General features: G+C 57.7%; 18 protein-coding genes. 12 read left to right on the top strand and 6 right to left on the bottom strand.

Going from position 1 to position 17,496, the window contains the following annotated elements; genetic code table 11:
• Nucleotides 1-38: 38 nt before the first annotated feature.
• Nucleotides 39-923 carry a tRNA glutamyl-Q(34) synthetase GluQRS gene (gene gluQRS, locus IE038_RS06685; protein ID WP_163939748.1) on the bottom strand — a complete coding sequence of 295 codons (885 nt, stop codon included), beginning with the start codon at nucleotides 921-923 and terminating at the stop codon, nucleotides 39-41.
• An 80-nt stretch (nucleotides 924-1,003) separates the two neighbouring features.
• Nucleotides 1,004-1,450, bottom strand: coding sequence for an RNA polymerase-binding protein DksA (dksA, locus tag IE038_RS06680; RefSeq protein ID WP_163939744.1), 447 nt, complete (start codon nucleotides 1,448-1,450; stop codon nucleotides 1,004-1,006).
• Nucleotides 1,451-1,649: 199 nt separating this feature from the next.
• Here dksA and IE038_RS06675 point away from each other — a divergent pair, with 199 nt between their 5' ends.
• Complete coding sequence (locus IE038_RS06675) at nucleotides 1,650-2,822, top strand: pyridoxal phosphate-dependent aminotransferase (RefSeq protein WP_189395358.1); 1,173 nt, start codon at nucleotides 1,650-1,652, stop codon at nucleotides 2,820-2,822.
• Nucleotides 2,822-3,535, top strand: coding sequence for a DNA/RNA nuclease SfsA (sfsA, locus tag IE038_RS06670; RefSeq protein ID WP_163939746.1), 714 nt, complete (start codon nucleotides 2,822-2,824; stop codon nucleotides 3,533-3,535). Before IE038_RS06675 ends, sfsA begins: the two co-directional genes overlap by 1 nt.
• Here the strand turns inward: sfsA and IE038_RS06665 are convergent.
• Nucleotides 3,525-3,842: a Rieske (2Fe-2S) protein gene (locus IE038_RS06665; protein ID WP_189395357.1), complete on the bottom strand. Its 318-nt coding sequence runs from the start codon at nucleotides 3,840-3,842 to the stop codon at nucleotides 3,525-3,527. The two genes, sfsA and IE038_RS06665, sit on opposite strands and share 11 nt — an antisense overlap.
• A gap of 125 nt (nucleotides 3,843-3,967) precedes the next feature.
• Between IE038_RS06665 and IE038_RS06660 the strand changes: the two genes are divergently transcribed.
• Nucleotides 3,968-4,864 (top strand): ChaN family lipoprotein, encoded by an 897-nt coding sequence (locus IE038_RS06660; RefSeq protein WP_163934680.1) that lies wholly within the window; start codon nucleotides 3,968-3,970, stop codon nucleotides 4,862-4,864.
• Between the two features lie 176 nt (nucleotides 4,865-5,040).
• Here IE038_RS06660 and IE038_RS06655 read toward each other — a convergent pair whose 3' ends face one another.
• From IE038_RS06655 to IE038_RS06645, 3 genes are all read right to left on the bottom strand, one after another.
• The gene (locus IE038_RS06655; RefSeq protein ID WP_163934683.1) at nucleotides 5,041-5,313 is read right to left on the bottom strand and encodes a TfoX/Sxy family protein; all 273 of its coding nucleotides are present in this window, start codon (nucleotides 5,311-5,313) and stop codon (nucleotides 5,041-5,043) included.
• Between the two features lie 164 nt (nucleotides 5,314-5,477).
• Nucleotides 5,478-5,822, bottom strand: a complete 345-nt coding sequence (locus tag IE038_RS06650; RefSeq protein ID WP_163934685.1) for a pentapeptide repeat-containing protein — start codon at nucleotides 5,820-5,822, stop codon at nucleotides 5,478-5,480.
• 103 nt (nucleotides 5,823-5,925) lie between these two features.
• Complete coding sequence (locus tag IE038_RS06645; RefSeq protein WP_163934688.1) at nucleotides 5,926-7,488, bottom strand: bifunctional aminoglycoside phosphotransferase/ATP-binding protein; 1,563 nt, start codon at nucleotides 7,486-7,488, stop codon at nucleotides 5,926-5,928.
• A gap of 117 nt (nucleotides 7,489-7,605) precedes the next feature.
• On the opposite strand from IE038_RS06645, the gene mrcB reads away from it, so the two are divergent.
• The 9 genes from mrcB to msrQ all read left to right on the top strand — a co-directional run bounded on the left by mrcB (nucleotide 7,606) and on the right by msrQ (nucleotide 17,425).
• Nucleotides 7,606-9,927 (top strand): penicillin-binding protein 1B, encoded by a 2,322-nt coding sequence (mrcB, locus tag IE038_RS06640; protein ID WP_189395356.1) that lies wholly within the window; start codon nucleotides 7,606-7,608, stop codon nucleotides 9,925-9,927.
• A 22-nt stretch (nucleotides 9,928-9,949) separates the two neighbouring features.
• Nucleotides 9,950-10,690: a tetratricopeptide repeat protein gene (locus tag IE038_RS06635; protein WP_163934692.1), complete on the top strand. Its 741-nt coding sequence runs from the start codon at nucleotides 9,950-9,952 to the stop codon at nucleotides 10,688-10,690.
• Entirely contained in the window at nucleotides 10,690-11,019 is a 330-nt protein-coding gene (locus IE038_RS06630) for a YqcC family protein (protein WP_163934694.1), read from the top strand. Before IE038_RS06635 ends, IE038_RS06630 begins: the two co-directional genes overlap by 1 nt.
• A 423-nt stretch (nucleotides 11,020-11,442) precedes the next feature.
• Entirely contained in the window at nucleotides 11,443-13,167 is a 1,725-nt protein-coding gene (locus IE038_RS06625) for an acetolactate synthase 3 large subunit (RefSeq protein ID WP_189395355.1), read from the top strand.
• A gap of 2 nt (nucleotides 13,168-13,169) precedes the next feature.
• A complete protein-coding gene (gene ilvN, locus IE038_RS06620; RefSeq protein ID WP_042125802.1) occupies nucleotides 13,170-13,661 on the top strand; it encodes an acetolactate synthase small subunit in 492 nt (163 codons plus the stop codon).
• A gap of 49 nt (nucleotides 13,662-13,710) precedes the next feature.
• A complete protein-coding gene (ilvC, locus tag IE038_RS06615; RefSeq protein WP_163939794.1) occupies nucleotides 13,711-14,727 on the top strand; it encodes a ketol-acid reductoisomerase in 1,017 nt (338 codons plus the stop codon).
• Between the two features lie 143 nt (nucleotides 14,728-14,870).
• Nucleotides 14,871-15,728, top strand: coding sequence for a CDP-diacylglycerol--serine O-phosphatidyltransferase (gene pssA / locus IE038_RS06610; protein WP_189395354.1), 858 nt, complete (start codon nucleotides 14,871-14,873; stop codon nucleotides 15,726-15,728).
• Nucleotides 15,729-15,791: 63 nt separating this feature from the next.
• The gene (msrP, locus tag IE038_RS06605; RefSeq protein WP_189395353.1) at nucleotides 15,792-16,805 is read left to right on the top strand and encodes a protein-methionine-sulfoxide reductase catalytic subunit MsrP; all 1,014 of its coding nucleotides are present in this window, start codon (nucleotides 15,792-15,794) and stop codon (nucleotides 16,803-16,805) included.
• Nucleotides 16,805-17,425, top strand: coding sequence for a protein-methionine-sulfoxide reductase heme-binding subunit MsrQ (msrQ, locus tag IE038_RS06600; protein WP_189395352.1), 621 nt, complete (start codon nucleotides 16,805-16,807; stop codon nucleotides 17,423-17,425). The genes msrP and msrQ overlap by 1 nt, the downstream gene beginning before the upstream one ends.
• Nucleotides 17,426-17,496: the final 71 nt, after the last annotated feature.

Here is a 17,496-nt window from a genome sequence, read left to right as displayed (position 1 = left end):
AATTGAATCTATTGGGCTTTCTTGCGTTCGGCAAGGCTTCAGCGTAAGTCGGCCTCTGCGAGTGTCATGCATTTGGGGATTGCATCGGCATTCCAGCGCTGACAAGCGTGGGTCAGTACCTCTCGAGGGGTGGCCTGCGCCAGAGCCGGATCAGTCGGTTGCCCCAGCGCACGCAGGGCTCGTAACAGTAGAGGGGTAGCCTGGTCGGCAGGTAGTGGTGCAGAACGATAGGACTTGCCCAGCTTGTGGCCGTCAGGTTGCACAATCAGTGGCACATGCAGGTAGCGGGGCTGGCTTAAGCCGAGTAGCTCCTGGAGGTACAGTTGGCGCGGTGTTGAGTCGAGCAGGTCGGCACCTCGGACAATGTCCGTAACCCCCTGCCAGGCGTCATCGAGTACTACCGCCAGTTGATACGCATACAGCCCATCACGACGACGAATAATGAAGTCGCCTGACTCGCGCCCCAAGTGCTGTTCAAAGTGGCCCTGCACTCGATCGATGAAGTGATAGGCAAGCTCGGGTACGCGTACGCGGATGGCCGCATCGTGTTGCTCATGGCCAAGGTTGCGACACAAGCCTGGATAGATCCCGTGAAAAGGCTCCAGCTGTTTGCGCGAGCAGGTGCAGGCGTAGGCCAGGCCTTGCTGGAACAGGCGTTGGACGATCTCGGCGTAGGCATCATGGCGCTGGCTCTGATAAACCACCTCGCCATCCCATTCCAGCCCATATGACTCCAGGGTGTGGAGGATCGCCGCTTGTGCGCCAGGCGCCTCTCGGGGAGGATCGATATCTTCCATGCGCAGCAGCCAGCGACCGCCAACAGCGCGGGCATCCAGGTAGGAGGCCAAGGCGGCAACCAGTGAGCCGAAATGAAGAAAACCGCTGGGGGTGGGGGCGAAACGCCCGACATAACTGGGGTTGATCATGGTAACGCGCGGTCAATCAGGAAAGGTCGTACAACCATAATTGAAATGGGGCGCTATAAGCGCCCCATTTTTTCAGGTCAGGCTTTGCCGACCTGCTTTTCCTTGATTTCTGCCAGTGTCTTGCAGTCAATGCACAGGTCGGCGGTAGGGCGGGCTTCCAGACGGCGTACGCCAATCTCGATGCCGCAGTTCTCGCACCAGCCGTACTCGTTGTCCTGGATCAGTTGCAGGGTTTTGTCGATCTTTTTGATCAACTTGCGCTCGCGGTCGCGATTACGCAGTTCCAGGGCGAACTCCTCTTCCTGGCTGGCGCGATCGGCCGGGTCAGGGAAGTTGGCCGCTTCGTCTTTCATGTGGTCCACAGTCTGATCGACGCTGACCATGAGCTCCTGCTTCCATTTATTCAGCAGCTCGGTGAAGTGAGCACGCATGGGCTTGCCCATGTACTCCTCGCCCTTGGTTTCTTTATAGGGTTCGAAGCCGCGAACAAGTTGACTACTTTGTTGCTTTTCGTTGGTGGGCATGAATTGACCGCCTCTCACTCTTCTAATCCATTGCGCAGGCTGCTCCATCTCCGGCGCCCGCCGGCCCTGCGACTGCGAGCCGCCGAACTTACCAGATAGAGTCGGGGTGCGCTACTCCCGGTGAATGCAGGTTTTGCCACCCGTTCCTTCCGGCTCTTGGGTAGAATCTTCAGTTTACACCCCATTTGAGAGAAGGCTAATGGCTCAGCCCTACAGTGCGCGTAGTCGCGCCATCGAACCCTTTCATGTGATGGCTTTGCTGGCGCGAGCCAACGAACTGCAGGCTGCAGGCCATGACGTCATTCACCTGGAAATTGGCGAGCCGGACTTCACCACGGCCGCGCCGATCATCAAGGCGGGGCAGGCGGCGCTCGCCAATGGCGAAACCCGCTACACCGCTGCGCGTGGTCTTCCAGCATTGCGCGAGGCAATCGCAGGCTTCTATGCCACGCGTTATGGGTTGAACATCGACCCACAGCGTATCCTCGTTACCCCGGGAGGCTCTGGCGCGCTGTTGCTGGCCAGCAGCTTGCTGGTCGATCCTGGCAAACATTGGTTGCTGGCCGACCCAGGGTATCCGTGCAACCGGCACTTCCTGCGTTTGGTCGAGGGTGCCGCACAGTTGGTGCCGGTCGGCCCTGAGGTCAACTACCAACTGAACGCTGATCTGGTGGAGCGCTACTGGGATCAGGACAGCGTTGGCGCTTTGGTTGCTTCACCGGCAAACCCGACGGGTACAGTGCTCGATCGTGAGCAATTGGCCAGCCTGGCGAAGGCGGTCCGGGAGCGTCATGGTCACCTGGTGGTGGACGAGATTTACCATGGTCTGACCTACGGTATGGATGCACCCAGTGTGCTGGAAGTTGAGGACCAGGCCTTTGTCCTTAATAGTTTCTCAAAATATTTCGGCATGACCGGATGGCGTCTGGGATGGCTGGTCGCACCTCCTGCGGCAGTGGCTGATCTGGAAAAGCTTGCCCAGAACCTCTACATCAGTGCCCCGAGCATGGCCCAGCATGCAGCACTGGCCTGTTTCGAACCGGCAACGCTGGCTATTTTGGAAGAGCGTCGCGAGGAGTTTGGCCGTCGACGCGATTTTCTTCTGCCAGCCCTGCGTGAACTGGGTTTTGGCATTGCCGTCGAGCCGCAGGGGGCTTTTTACCTCTATGCGGATATCAGTGCGTTTGGCGGCGATGCGTTCGCCTTCTGCCGGCATTTCCTGGAAACCGAGCATGTTGCGTTTACCCCAGGGTTGGATTTCGGGCGCCATCAGGCCGGGCATCATGTACGTTTTGCCTACACCCAAAGCATGCCGCGCTTGCAGGAGGCCGTAGAGCGTATTGAACGTGGCCTGCGGAGCTGGCAAGGCTGATGCGCTTTTCACCGGCACTTGAGGAAGCGCGCTTGCTACGGCGCTACAAACGCTTTTTGGCGGATATCGAACTGGCCAGCGGTGAGCAACTGACGATCCACTGTCCCAATACTGGCTCAATGCTCAATTGCATGGTTGAGGGCGGCAAGGTCTGGTTCAGTCGCTCCAGTGATCCAAAGCGCAAGCTTCCTGGCACCTGGGAAATCAGCGAGACGCCCCAGGGGCGCCTGGCCTGCGTGAATACGGGGCGCGCCAATGCACTGGTCGAAGAAGCGCTATGTGCGGGGCGTATCAAGGAACTCGCAGGTTTTACTGCCCTCAGGCGAGAAGTGCCTTACGGTGAAGAGAACAGCCGGGTGGACTTTCGCCTGGAGTTTCCTGAAGGGCCGGCCTATGTTGAGGTCAAAAGTGTGACATTGGGTTTTTCTGACTCAACGACTGCGGCTTTTCCCGATTCGGTGACCCAGCGTGGCACCAAGCATTTGCGTGAGCTGGGGGCATTGGCCCGTCAAGGTGTACGCGCCGTACAGCTGTACTGTGTGAACCTCAGTGGCATTGATGCCGTTCGTCCGGCCGACGAAATTGACCCCGCCTACGCGGCGGCGTTGCGTGTGGCGGTTGCGGAGGGGGTAGAAGTGCTGGCATACGGAGTAAGTCTGGATGGCGAGCGGATTGAAGTCGATAGGCGCTTGCCTGTACAGATCAATCCGTGAGCCAGAGACCCTGAGTGTCCTCAAGGCAGTTCAGCGCTTCCAGTGTTTCGCCTTCACACGGGCCTGCCACACATTCACCTGACTCGATCAGAAACTGTGCGCCGTGATGGACACACGCGATCAGTTGGGCGCTGCTGTCGAGGAACGTGTCTGCCTGCCAGTTCAAGGTAATGCCTCGATGGGGGCAGCGGTTGCGATAGAGGTAGACCTGACCCAGACGGCGAACGGCGAACAGCTGGGTATTGCCAACGTTAAAGCCGCGACTGTGGCCTTCACGAAGGTCTGAGGATGGGCAAAGGAAGTGCATGCGGATGGTTTACTCAAAATGACGGGCGGGGCTCAAATGACACGAGTGTTCGACCCTGATGCGCGCTTTATACCGCGCCGACTGGCTTCAGGAAAGCTGAAGCCTGTACGCCAGGAGGGCGTCTGATGTTCCGGCCACTGTGTTGTGTCGTACTCGTGCTGATTATGGGCCTGCAAGGGTGCCAAACCCATGTAGCGTTGCCCCCGCTGCCGGTTTGGCAGAGCCCAGAGGGCCTGGAGCATGCTGAGCTCGGGCAGATACGCGAGCTGTCCAGTGGCCGAGTACTGAGCCCTGAGCAACTGGTTGTTCGCCTGGCGCGTGCGCCCCGGGTTCTTGTAGGTGAACAACACGATAACCCTGATCATCATGCACTGCAGGTGTGGTTGTTAAGGGCGCTTGGGCAATACCGCCCCCAAGGTAGCTTGCTGCTGGAGATGCTTCAGCCCGCTCAGCAGGCACGTGTCGAGGCAGTACGCCAGCAGGCGCAATTGCCTGCAAATGTGCCAGATGAGTTGCGCTGGCAAAAAGGTTGGGACTGGGCGCTGTACGGGCCCATCGTAGAGGAAGCCTTGAAACAGCCATATCCGCTGCTGGCCGCCAATCTGGACGATGATGAGGTGCAGCGAATCTATCGGCAGCCGCCGGTGTTGTCTGGACGTCACTCGACGGCGGCTGCAGTGCGTCAGGTGTTGGCTGAGCAGGTACGTGATTCCCATTGCGGCTTGCTCCCTGAGACACAATTGCCAGCCATGCTCGCAGTGCAGCAACAGCGTGACCGGCGAATGGCCGAGCGTCTGCTCGCGGCACCGACACCGAGCCTGCTGTTCGCGGGTGGCTACCATGTGCGCAAGGATATCGGCGTGCCACAGCACTTGGCTGACCTGGATGTGCACGAGGCGCCGCCGGTACTGATGCTGGCCCAGGTAGGAGAAGTGATTGAGTCGGGTATGGCCGACTATGTCTGGTATACCGCAGCGTTGCCTGCCCAAGATTACTGCGCGAGCCTGCGCAAGGGGCACTGAGTGGTCAGGTAAAAAAAGACCCGGCAACGTGTGCCGGGTCAATAACCGTGATTAGCCTGATGAGGAGATAACCTGAACGACCGAACCAAGGTCCTTCAGCGTATCCAACCAGTCTCGCGACCAGCTGAAGCTAATAATAACCATTCTCGTTTACGTGTCAACTACCGCATTGCCTCTCAGTTGTTTTTTTGCACTGCTCTCGCATCAAGCTGCTGGATCAAGGCTGCCTTGCGCTCGACTGGAATGTCATTCCAGTGCATGTCGAGCAAGGCGCCTTCAATGGCATAGAGCAGCACCTTCGATGCTCTGAAACCTCGCGTACGCACTGCTTGATAGGCATTGACCGCACCCATGCGACGCAAGTCAGACGCGCTGTGAATGCCGACTGCATGCAACCATTGCGCGGAAGTCTTGCCAAGATTCTTCAGATGCTGGAGTTCGTCGTTCATCAAGCCTCCTTGCGACGGCTGAACGGGTCGAGGGGAATCGCAGGCATACCAAGGGGGAGTGTAGCGGCAGTTGGAAAATAAGCGGCATTTTGGCGCTTACGGGCGGTCAGGCGGGCATCAGGCAGCCCGCCACGTGTGAGTTGGCGGGCCGTTGGTTGCTGTTTTTAGCGTGTGCGGTAGCGCAGGCGAGTTCCGAAATTAACCGACATGAGAATTTCGTCAGCGCTCAATTCCGGGGAGAAGTACACACCAGAAATCTGGGCGTGGGCCAGGCTGGCACCCTCCATCGAGCAGTTTCGCAGATCCAGGCCGCGCAGATCGGCGGCCCGGAAGTAGGCACCCGTGAAATCGATGCCGGTAGTGTCCAGCTCGCGCAGGTCCAGGCCGCGAAAGTCACCATTGCGAAAGTCGATGCTGGCGTCTTTCGGTTTTTCCTGATTGAAAGCTGCCACATCTTCGTTACGCACCAAGGCATACAGTGCGGAATCGATTTGCCGGGGCTGGTTCATGGTTCGCCTCCTGGTTATATGTACGATGACACTATAGTGCCATCACCTAGGAGGCGCTAACCCACAGTCGAGAAGTGTCGACTGCTTCACGTACGAGCGTTACTTACAGGCCAGGCAGTTTCTGTCGAATCTGCTTGACCAGTTCGTCGAGGCTTCCGCTTTCGTTGGTCTCTACCCGCTTGCTATGCAGCAGTTCTTCGGCGCTCAGCGGGTCACGGTTGGCCTTCTGCGCGGCGATCACCTCAAGGGTTGCGTCGGATGGGTCGTTTTGGTCGGCCTGGCGCTGTTTCAGCCAGCTTGCGATCACCGCATCAGGTGCATTGCAATCGAGTATCAGGAACGGCACGCCTGTATCACCAGCAATAGCTGCGGCGGTTTGACGTTGTGCGTGCGCCAGGTAGGTGGCATCAATGACCACCGGGAAACCTGCACGCAGGATAGCGTTTGCCAGTGTATGCAGGCGCGCATAGGTTGCTTGGCTGGCATCCTGATTATAGATACCCGCTTTCAGCTGGCCGACGCTTTCGGTTTTTTGTTCGCCGAACAGACGCTTGCGTTCTACATCTGAACGCAAGCGGATAGCGCCGAGTGCCTCGACCATACGCATGGCTACATGGCTTTTACCGACGGCCGACACACCATGGGTGATCGCCAGGAAGCGCGAAGGAATAGCGCTGTAGCTCTCCGCCAGGTTGGCGTAGTTGCGGTACTGGCGCAGGGTGGCTGCACGCTGCACACCGTCGGCATTGGCCGGCATGCTGAACAGGGCGACCTTGGCTCGTACCAGTGCGCGGTAGGCTTTGTAGAAGTTCAGCAGTTCAAGGCCTTCATAGTCACCGGTCAGCTCCAGGTATTGGCTGACGAAACGCCGCGACAGCGACTTGAGGCCGCGATCTTCCAGGTCCATCGCCAGGAATGCGGTGTCGGCATAGACATCAGTCAGGCGGAATGGCTCGTTGAACTCAATGCAGTCGAAGATCACCACCTTTCCGTCGATCAGCGTGGCATTGCCCAGGTGAATATCACCGTGGCACTCGCGGATGAACCCCTGGGCTTTGCGGGCTTCCAGCAATCCGTGAAGGCGGTCGAAGCTGCTGCGTGCCCACGCCTGAAGGGCATCGAGCTGTTGCAGGTCAGCTTTTTCGCTGAGGAAGGGGCGTATCTGCTCGAAGTTCTGCTCGACCGGGGCCATCACGCTTTCAGGAGTACCCAGCGGGTGATCGATGGCTACCTGGGGTGCGTTCAAGTGGAAATGCGCAATCTGGTGGGCCATCTGGTCGATATGCTCAGCCGTCAGTTCGCCATTGGCCTGCAGCGTGTTGAGCATCTGGCTCTGGGGGAACTGGCGCATCTTCAATGCGTATTCGATCGGTTCGCCTGCGCCGCCTAGCTGCGGGGCCTCGGCGCTGCCGGTAATTGGCAGTACTTCCAGGTAGAGCCCTTGGGTCAGGCGCTGGTTCAGGCGCAGTTCTTCATTACAGAAGTGCTTGCGCTGGGCCAGTTCGGTAAAGTCGAGGAAGCCGAAATTCATCGGTTTCTTGATTTTGTAGGCGAATTCGCCGGTGAGCAGAACCCAAGAAATGTGCGTCTCGATAACCTGGAAACCGGTCACGGGGTGAGGGTACAGGGCTGGGTTTTGCAGGGCTGCAATCAAGGCTTGGCTCACGGGCGATCCTTTGGAGTCGTGAAGAGTCTAAGCGCCCATTATGGCGACAAGCGGCCCCTGTGCAAACCGCCGGAGGGCGCCTGTCGACGAACAATAAAGTGCGTATAATCCGCGGCCATGACTCGTACCCAATCTTCCCGTACCCCCAAAAAACGTCCTTCTGGTCGCGTGCGCGCCTTGCTGGGCTGGGCTTTTAAGCTCGGTCTTGTCGGCCTTGTCGTACTCGCGGGCTTTGCGATTTATTTCGATGCGGTAGTCCAGGAGAAATTCTCCGGCAAGCGCTGGACGATCCCGGCCAAAGTCTATGCTCGGCCGTTGGAGCTGTTCGTCGGCCAGAAGCTGAGCAAGGACGACTTCCTCATCGAACTTGATGCCTTGGGCTATCGGCGCGAAAGCGTCGCCAATGGCCCGGGTGCTGCTGCCGTCAGTGGCAATACTGTCGATATCAATACCCGTGGCTTCCAGTTCTATGAAGGGCTGGAGCAGGCCCAGGCCGTGCAAGTGCGCTTTTCGGGCGATTATGTTGCCGGTTTGACTGGCGCCAATGGCTCGAAACTGGCGGTGGTACGCCTGGAACCGCTACTGATCGGCGGGCTGTATCCGAAGAACCTTGAAGACCGCATCCTGATCAAGCTTGATCAGGTTCCGCCTTACCTGCTTGAAACCCTGGTTGCGGTGGAAGATCGCGACTTCTACTCACACTTTGGTGTTTCGCCCAAGTCGATTGCACGGGCCATCTGGGTCAACACCTCATCTGGCGCCATGCGTCAGGGGGGCAGTACCCTGACCCAGCAATTGGTCAAGAACTTCTACCTGACCAATGAGCGCAGCCTGAGCCGCAAACTCACAGAAGCCATGATGGCGATGCTGCTTGAGCTGCACTATGACAAGCGAGAGATTCTTGAGGCCTACCTCAACGAGGTATTTATCGGCCAGGATGGTCAGCGAGCGGTGCATGGTTTCGGTCTGGCCAGTCAGTTCTTCTTCAGTCAGCCGCTGTCGGAGCTCAAGTTGCATCAAGTCGCGTTGTTGGTAGGGATGGTCAAGGGACCTTCCTACTACAACCCGCGGCGTTATCCCGAGCGAGCAACGGTGCGACGTAACCTGGTGCTCGACCTATTGGCCGAGCAGGGGGTTGCGACCCCTGAAGCTGTAGAAGCCGCGAAGAAAATGCCGTTAGGCGTTACCAAGCGTGGCAGCCTGGCCGACAGTTCGTTCCCTGGCTTCCTTGACCTGGTCAAGCGTCAACTGCGTCAGGACTACCGTGATGAAGACTTGACCGAGGAAGGTCTGCGTATCTTCACCAGCTTCGACCCTATTTTGCAGATGAAGGCAGAGGCATCGGTTACCGACACCTTCAAGCGTCTTGCTGGGCGTAAGGGGGCGGACGAGGTTGAGGCAGCCATGGTGGTGACCAATCCTGAGACGGGTGAGGTCCAGGCGTTGATTGGTAGCCGTCAACCCGGATTTGCCGGCTTTAACCGGGCTGTGGACGCTGTCCGTCCAATTGGTTCTTTGGTCAAGCCGGCGGTTTACCTGACCGCGCTGGAAAAGCCAAGCCAGTACACGCTCACGAGCTGGGTCCAGGACGAGCCTTTCTCGGTCAAGGGGGCCGATGGTCAGGTATGGAAGCCACAGAACTATGATCGGCGAGCCCATGGCACCATCTATCTTTATCAGGGGCTGGCGAACTCCTATAACCTGTCCACGGCCAAGCTTGGCCTGGAAGTGGGTGTGCCCAATGTGCTGAAAACCATCGGCCGGTTGGGTGTCGAGGTCGATTGGCCGGCGTTCCCATCAATGCTGCTGGGGGCGGGCGGTATGTCACCGATGCAGGTGGCAACCATGTACCAGACGCTGGCTAACGGTGGCTTCAATACACCGATGCGCGGTATTCGCAGCGTGCTGACGGCCGAGGGTGAGCCACTCAAGCGCTACCCGTTCCAGATCCAGCAACGTTTTGATCCAGGCTCCATCTATCTGGTGCAGAACGCCATGCAGCGGGTCATGCGTGAAGGCACCGGGCGTTCGGTTTACAGTGTATTGCCCAGCTCGCTGACATTGGCTGGCAAGACGGGTACCAGTAACGACTCACGAGACAGTTGGTTCGCAGGTTTCAGTCAGGACCTGCTGGCGGTCGTCTGGTTGGGGCGCGATGACAACGGCAAGACGCCGTTTACCGGTGCCACCGGTGCACTGCAGGTGTGGACCAGTTTCATGCGCAAAGCCGACCCGCTGCCACTGGATATGCCGCAGCCAGACAACGTAGTGATGGCCTGGGTCGATGCCCATTCTGGGCAGGGTTCGGACGCAAGCTGCCCTGGGGCAGTCCAGATGCCGTATATTCGCGGCAGCGAACCGCCTGCCGGTCCTGCCTGTGGTGGCGAATCAACGCCAGCCGAATCGGTGATGGACTGGGTCAAGGGTTGGATGAATTAAGCACTAGCGAAGAGGGTGTGAAGTGAATAAGTGGTGGTTTCCTGCCTTGACGGCACTGGCGCTACTCAATGGCTGTGCCAGCGTGCAACGCGGTTCGATCCCTGTGGTCGAATCGAGCACGCGTGTTTCCAACAGTGAGCGAGTAACGGCCAACCGCGGTGGCTACAATGCAGTCGCCAGTGGTGCGCGTCAGGCACAAGCGATTCCTCAGAACGATGCCGTCACGGTAATGGTGCCGCAGGGTGCCGGTGCAGCACCGATCCAGGCATTCCCGGCTTCGACCAGCGCAGCGCCGATCACACCTGGGCCGATTACACCTGGCCCGGTGACCTCGGAACCCATGACTACCGCATCAATCGGCTCGGGCGGCTACAGTGCGCCCAGCGCTCCGACAGGTATCCCTCGGAGCACCGCAGGCGGTTTGTCAGCGGATGAGCAGCTGGATGGTCCGGTGCTGGCGTTGTTGACCACGGCGCAGCAACAGCAGGGCAGTGGTGATTACAACGGTGCTTCGTCCAGCCTGGAGCGTGCCCAGCGTATCGCGCCACGCGAGCCGCAAGTGCTCTACCGTCTGGCTCAGGTACGCTTGGCTCAAGGCGATGCGGCTCAATCCGAGCAACTGGCTCGACGGGCGCTCACCTATGCCAACGGCCGACCAGATTTGCAGGCCGGACTGTGGGATATCATCGCCCAGTCACGCGAGAAACAGGGTGATGCCGCTGGCGCTGCGTTGGCCCGTCAGAAAGCACGGGTGAACTCGTAATGGACAAGCGGGTCCCGTCAATCGCCGACCATCTGTTGCTGATCGAGCAGGAGCTGCGCTTGCGCGGATGGTGGGAGGAGAGGGCGCCGAGTGCGCAAGCGCTGGCAAGTGTCGAGCCCTTTTCGGTTGATACGCTGTCCTTCGAGCAGTGGCTGCAGTGGGTCTTCCTCCAGCGGATGAAGATGATTCTTGAAAACGACCTGCCGCTGCCCAACGCATCCGGCATCCTCGAGATGGCCGAGATGGTCTATGTGGATCGCGTGCAGGAAACTACGAGACTGCGCCAACTGCTGGCGGAGTTTGACGAATTGATCCGTTCGTCCCGCTGAGGTTCCGCGCGTGTCTCTCCGGGGCAGCCCTGCTTGCCCCGTTTCCCCCTTTAGCTGATGCTTCTGAGGCTTGGACAATTGCTTTTCTACCTGCTCCAGAGCGGTTTGTGGTGAATTAACCGCGAAGATCACTTGACTTGAGCAGTTCGAATCAGAACAATCCAAAGTCCGCTGTAGAGGGACTGCCAGAAGCAGACCCGCTAAGCAGATCATGAGGCGCACACCCGCGCCGACCTGTTACACCCCGCAACGCGTTACCTCGCGCTGGGTGGGAAAACCCCGCAACACTTTGGGGCGCTCCCAATACTTGCTCAGTCAGTGCTGACGTAGTCGGCGATTCCGTCGCTCATGCTCTGCTTGGCAGTAAACCTATTAAGACCCGTTCCCAACGGACGGTATTCTGGCGTTTTAGAGGTGAACAACGTGGAGCTTTTATCTGGCGCTGAAATGGTCGTCCGCTTTTTGCGTGACGAAGGCGTTAAGCACATCTATGGGTACCCTGGTGGTGCTCTTCTTCATGTTTACGATGCACTGTTCAAGGAACCGGAAGTTAGTCACATTCTGGTACGCCATGAACAGGCGGCAACCCATATGGCGGACGGTTACGCCCGTGCGACCGGCAAGGCTGGTGTCGTACTGGTGACATCCGGTCCTGGGGCAACCAATGCCATTACCGGTATTGCCACTGCCTACATGGATTCCATTCCGATGGTCATCCTCTCCGGTCAGGTGCCTAGCACCATGGTCGGTACTGATGCCTTCCAGGAAACCGACATGATCGGTATCTCCCGGCCAATCGTGAAGCACAGCTTCATGATCAAGCACGCATCGGAAATCCCTGAGGTTCTGAAAAAGGCCTTTTATCTCGCACAGTCTGGCCGTCCAGGTCCGGTTGTCGTCGATATTCCGAAGGACATGACCAACCCGGCTGAAAAGTTCGAGTACGTCTATCCGAAGAAGGTCAAGCTGCGCTCTTACAGCCCGGCTGTCCGTGGGCACTCGGGCCAGATCCGCAAAGCTGCAGAAATGCTGCTTTCGGCCAAGCGTCCGATTGTTTACGCCGGTGGCGGTGTCATCCTCGGCGGTGGTTCTGCAGCACTGACCGAAATGGCACAGATGCTCAATCTGCCGGTCACCAATACCTTGATGGGTCTGGGTGGTTATCCGGGTACTGATCGTCAGTTCCTTGGCATGCTCGGTATGCACGGCAGCTACACCGCCAACCTGGCGATGCACCATGCCGACGTGATCCTTGCCGTTGGCGCGCGCTTCGATGATCGGGTAGTCAACGGTCCGGCGAAGTTCTGCCCGAACGCCAAGATCATCCATATCGACATCGACCCTGCGTCGATCTCCAAAATGATCAAAGCCGATGTGCCTATCGTTGGGCCCGTCGAGAGCGTTCTGACCGAGATGGTTGCAATCCTCAAGGAAATCGGTGAGAAGCCTGAGAAGGCGGCGATGGATGCCTGGTGGAAGCAGATCGAAGAGTGGCGTGGCGACCGCGGCATGTTCCCTTATGACAAGGGCGATGGCAGCGTCATCAAACCGCAGACCGTTATCGAAACGCTCTGCGAAGTGACCAAGGGCGACGCTTTCGTTACCTCCGATGTCGGTCAGCACCAGATGTTCGCGGCGCAGTACTACCGCTTCAACAAGCCAAACCGCTGGATCAACTCCGGTGGCCTGGGCACCATGGGCTTCGGCTTCCCAGCAGCCATGGGCGTCAAACTGAACTTCCCGGACCAGGATGTTGCCTGCGTCACCGGTGAGGGCAGTATCCAGATGAACATCCAGGAGCTGTCGACCTGCCTGCAGTACGACCTGCCGGTGAAGATCGTCAACCTGAACAACGGTGTATTGGGTATGGTCCGCCAGTGGCAGGACATGGCCTACAACAGCCGTCACTCGCACTCCTACATGGAATCGCTGCCTGATTTCGTCAAGTTGGCCGAGGCTTATGGCCATGTGGGTATCCGTATCACCAGCCTGAAGGACCTCAAGCCAAAGCTCGAGGAAGCCTTTGCCATGAAAGACCGGTTGGTGTTCATTGATATCCAGGTCGACAACAGCGAGCACGTCTATCCGATGCAAATCAAGGATGGCTCGATGCGCGATATGTGGCTGAGCAAGACGGAGCGTACCTAATCATGCGGCACATTATTTCCTTGCTGTTGGAAAACGAACCCGGTGCCTTGTCGCGCGTGGTTGGCTTGTTCTCCCAGCGCAACTACAACATCGAAAGCCTGACGGTTGCTCCGACTGAAGACCCGACCCTGTCGCGTCTGACGCTGACAACGGTCGGCCATGATGAAGTGATCGAGCAGATCACCAAGAACCTGAACAAGCTGGTTGAAGTGGTCAAGTTGGTCGACCTTTCAGAAAGCGCGCATATCGAACGTGAACTGATGCTGGTCAAGGTCAAGGCTACGGGCGCACAGCGTGCCGAGATCAAGCGCACTACCGATATCTATCGGGGTCAGATCGTCGATGTCAGTGCCAGTGTCTATACCGTTCAACTGACCGGTACCAGCGACAAACTGGACAGTTTCATTCAGGCTATCGGTACCGCGTCCATTCTCGAAACCGTACGCAGTGGCGTCACTGGCATTGCCCGTGGCGACAAAGTTCTTAGCATCTAACTCAAAAAATTAGCGAATGGCCTCGAAAGGCCGAGATAAGGGGTGTTTCATGAAAGTTTATTACGACAAAGACTGCGACCTTTCGATCATCCAGGGCAAAAAAGTTGCCATCATCGGTTACGGCTCTCAGGGCCACGCTCAAGCGTGCAACCTGAAAGATTCGGGTGTGGATGTTACCGTTGGTCTGCGTAAAGGCTCGGCTACTGTTGCCAAGGCTGAAGCGCATGGTCTGAAAGTCACCGACGTGGCCAGCGCCGTTGCTGCTGCTGACCTGGTCATGATCCTGACCCCGGATGAGTTCCAGTCCCAGCTGTACAAGAACGAAGTCGAGCCAAACCTGAAGAAGGGCGCTACCCTGGCGTTCTCCCACGGTTTCGCAATCCACTACAACCAGGTTGTGCCGCGCGCTGACCTGGACGTGATCATGATCGCCCCGAAGGCGCCAGGTCACACTGTACGTTCCGAGTTCGTCAAGGGCGGCGGTATCCCTGACCTGATCGCTATCTATCAGGATGCTTCCGGTAACGCCAAAAACGTTGCCCTGTCCTACGCTGCGGGCGTTGGCGGTGGTCGTACCGGTATCATCGAAACCACCTTCAAGGACGAGACTGAAACCGACCTGTTCGGCGAGCAGGCTGTTCTGTGCGGTGGTACCGTTGAACTGGTCAAAGCTGGTTTCGAAACACTGGTTGAAGCTGGCTATGCGCCAGAAATGGCCTACTTCGAGTGCCTGCACGAGCTGAAGCTGATCGTTGACCTCATGTACGAAGGCGGTATCGCCAACATGAACTACTCGATCTCCAACAACGCTGAGTACGGCGAGTACGTGACTGGCCCAGAGGTCATCAACGCCGAATCCCGCCAGGCCATGCGCAACGCTCTGAAGCGCATCCAGGACGGTGAATACGCGAAGATGTTCATCAGCGAGGGCGCCACTGGCTACCCATCGATGACTGCTCGTCGTCGTAACAACGCTGCTCACGGTATCGAAGTCATCGGTGAGCAACTGCGCTCGATGATGCCTTGGATCGCAGCGAACAAAATCGTCGACAAAGCCAAGAACTAATCTTGCCTTGATGCGATGAAAACGCGGCTTCGGCCGCGTTTTTTCGTTTAGAGGGTCAGCTTCTGGTATAAAGCTCACTGTTTGCACGAACCCTCGTTGCAAACAACAGTCGAAATTTTCCAAACCGTTGCAAGGTAATGTCCATGAGCGAACGTCCTGAAGAGCCCAACAAGGCCTCCGACGCCGAAAGCCTGCTACCGATCGATGAGCATGTTGAAGAAGGGCATGACGCCGAAGGACGCAAGGTGCGGCATCGTGGTATCTATCTGCTGCCCAATCTCTTTACCACCGCCAACCTGTTTGCCGGTTTCTATTCCATCATCAGCTCGATGAGCGCACAAAGCGCCTTGAGTGCTGGTGATCCGCGTGAGGCGAGCAAGTATTTCGCGCTCGCCGCCATCGCCATCTTTGTGGCCATGGTGCTTGATGGTCTTGATGGTCGCGTTGCACGCATGACCAATACCCAAAGTGCTTTTGGTGCCGAGTACGACTCCTTGTCGGACATGGTGGCCTTCGGTGTCGCACCGGCATTGCTGGCTTTTGGCTGGGCGTTGGGCGACATGGGCAAGGTCGGCTGGATGGTGGCCTTCATTTATGTGGCAGGTGCAGCACTGCGCCTGGCGCGCTTCAATACCCAGGTCGGCACGGCAGACAAGCGCTACTTTATCGGGCTGGCCAGCCCGGCAGCGGCGGGTGTGGTGGCCGGTACCGTCTGGGCATTCAGTGATTACGGTATCCAGGGTTCCAAGCTGTCGTTCCTGGTGGCGCTTCTGGTTGCTGCCGCCGGTATGCTGATGGTCAGCAACATCAAGTACAACAGCTTCAAGGAGCTCGACCTGAAGGGGCGTGTACCTTTCGTTGCTATTCTTGCTGTGGTGCTGGTGTTTGCGGTGGTCTTCAGTGACCCGCCGCGTATCCTGCTGCTGATTTTCCTTGCCTATGCTGCTTCGGGTCCTATCCAGTACCTGCTGCGTATGCGTCGGCGGAAAAGCGTAGAGTGATGTAATTTCTGCAAGACTCCGTAGTCTACTGGTGCATCAGTCCACCCGTTCTGCGGAGTCATCATGCTGATCAAGATGCCGAAGTCCTCTGACTGTAAAATGTCGGAGGTCACCCCTGAATCCCTTTATATATCTCGTCGCCATCTACTGGGTGGGTCACTGGCTGCCTTGGCGGTTTCGGCCGTGCCGCGTTTGGCCCGCGCTGGAGATGTCTCGCGGTACCCGGATGTCGATGCCGGTGCTGCACCTGGTTGGTTCAATGAAAAGCTTGGTGGGACTCGATGGCAGGCGGTGACGGCGCCAGGCGAGGCCATTACGCCATTCAAGGATGCAACCCACTACAACAACTTCTATGAGTTCGGCCCCGACAAGGGTGACCCCGCGCAAAACGCGGGTGGGCTGAAAACAGCGCCCTGGACCGTTGTGGTCGACGGGGAGGTGGGTAAGCCTGGTCGCTACGCTTTGGAAGACTTCATCAAGCCCTATCAATTGGAAGAGCGCATCTATCGGTTGCGCTGTGTAGAGGCGTGGTCGATGGTGATCCCTTGGTTGGGGTTCCCATTGTCTGCCTTGCTCAAGCAAGTAGAGCCAACATCCAAGGCGCGCTACATTCGGTTTGAAACGCTGCAGGATCCGAAAAGCATGCCTGGCCAGCGTTCAGGCTTTGCCTTGATTGACTGGCCATATGTAGAAGGGTTGCGTTTGGACGAGGCCATGAATCCACTGGCCATATTGGCAGTTGGTATGTATGGACGGGAATTGCCTAATCAGAACGGCGCGCCTTTAAGGTTGGTTGTGCCTTGGAAGTATGGTTTCAAGAGCATCAAGTCGATCGTGCGTATCCGTCTCGTTGAGCAGCAGCCGAAAACCACGTGGCAAAGCATCGCCCCAGAGGAGTACGGTTTCTATGCCAATGTGAATCCTCAGGTTGATCATCCGCGCTGGACGCAGGCCCGCGAGCGTCGGTTGCCGAGTGGGTTGTTCAGTCCTAATGTGCGAGACACGCAGATGTTCAATGGTTACGCCGAAGAGGTTGCTGCTCTTTATAGTGGTCTTGATCTCAGGAAGAACTACTGATGCGCTATCCGTGGTTTCGCCTTGGTATTTTTGTGCTCGCCAGCATCTGGCCGTTGCTTTGGCTATATCAGGCCTGGGCGTTCGCATTGGGGCCTGACCCTGGCAAGGTGCTGGTTGACCGGCTGGGGCTGGGGGCGTTGATCTTTTTGCTCATTACCTTGTGTATGACGCCATTGCAGCGATTAAGCGGTTGGTCTGGCTGGATTGTGGTGAGGCGCCAACTAGGGTTGTGGTGCTTTGCTTATGCGGTGTTGCACTTGAGCTGTTACCTGTTTTTCATTCTGGGTCTCGACTGGGGGCAGTTGGGCGTAGAGTTGCGCAAGCGCCCTTACATTATTGTGGGGGTTCTGGGGTTGAGCGGGCTGCTTGCCTTGGCTGTGACCTCTAATCGTTACAGTCAGCGGCGACTTGGTGCGCGCTGGAAGCGATTGCACAAGCTGGTCTACGCGATCCTGGGGCTGGGGTTGTTGCATTTCCTTTGGGTCGTGCGTGCCGATCTGAAGGAGTGGACGATTTACGCAACTATTGGCCTGCTGCTGTTGGCGCTACGTATTCCAGCACTGGGGCGGCGTATTCCGAGGCTGGCGCTTGGTAAGGCAGCGACTACAACGAAAAGTTGAAATTAGCCCTTGACGCCCCGTTTGATCTCTCTATAATGCGCACCTCTTCCGGCGCAGTCGAAACGGAAAAC

Origin of the sequence: Pseudomonas laurentiana, from assembly GCF_014648275.1 — a bacterium.
In the GTDB taxonomy this organism is placed as follows: domain Bacteria; phylum Pseudomonadota; class Gammaproteobacteria; order Pseudomonadales; family Pseudomonadaceae; genus Aquipseudomonas; species Aquipseudomonas laurentiana.
This window is presented reverse-complemented; position numbering and strand designations above follow the sequence as displayed.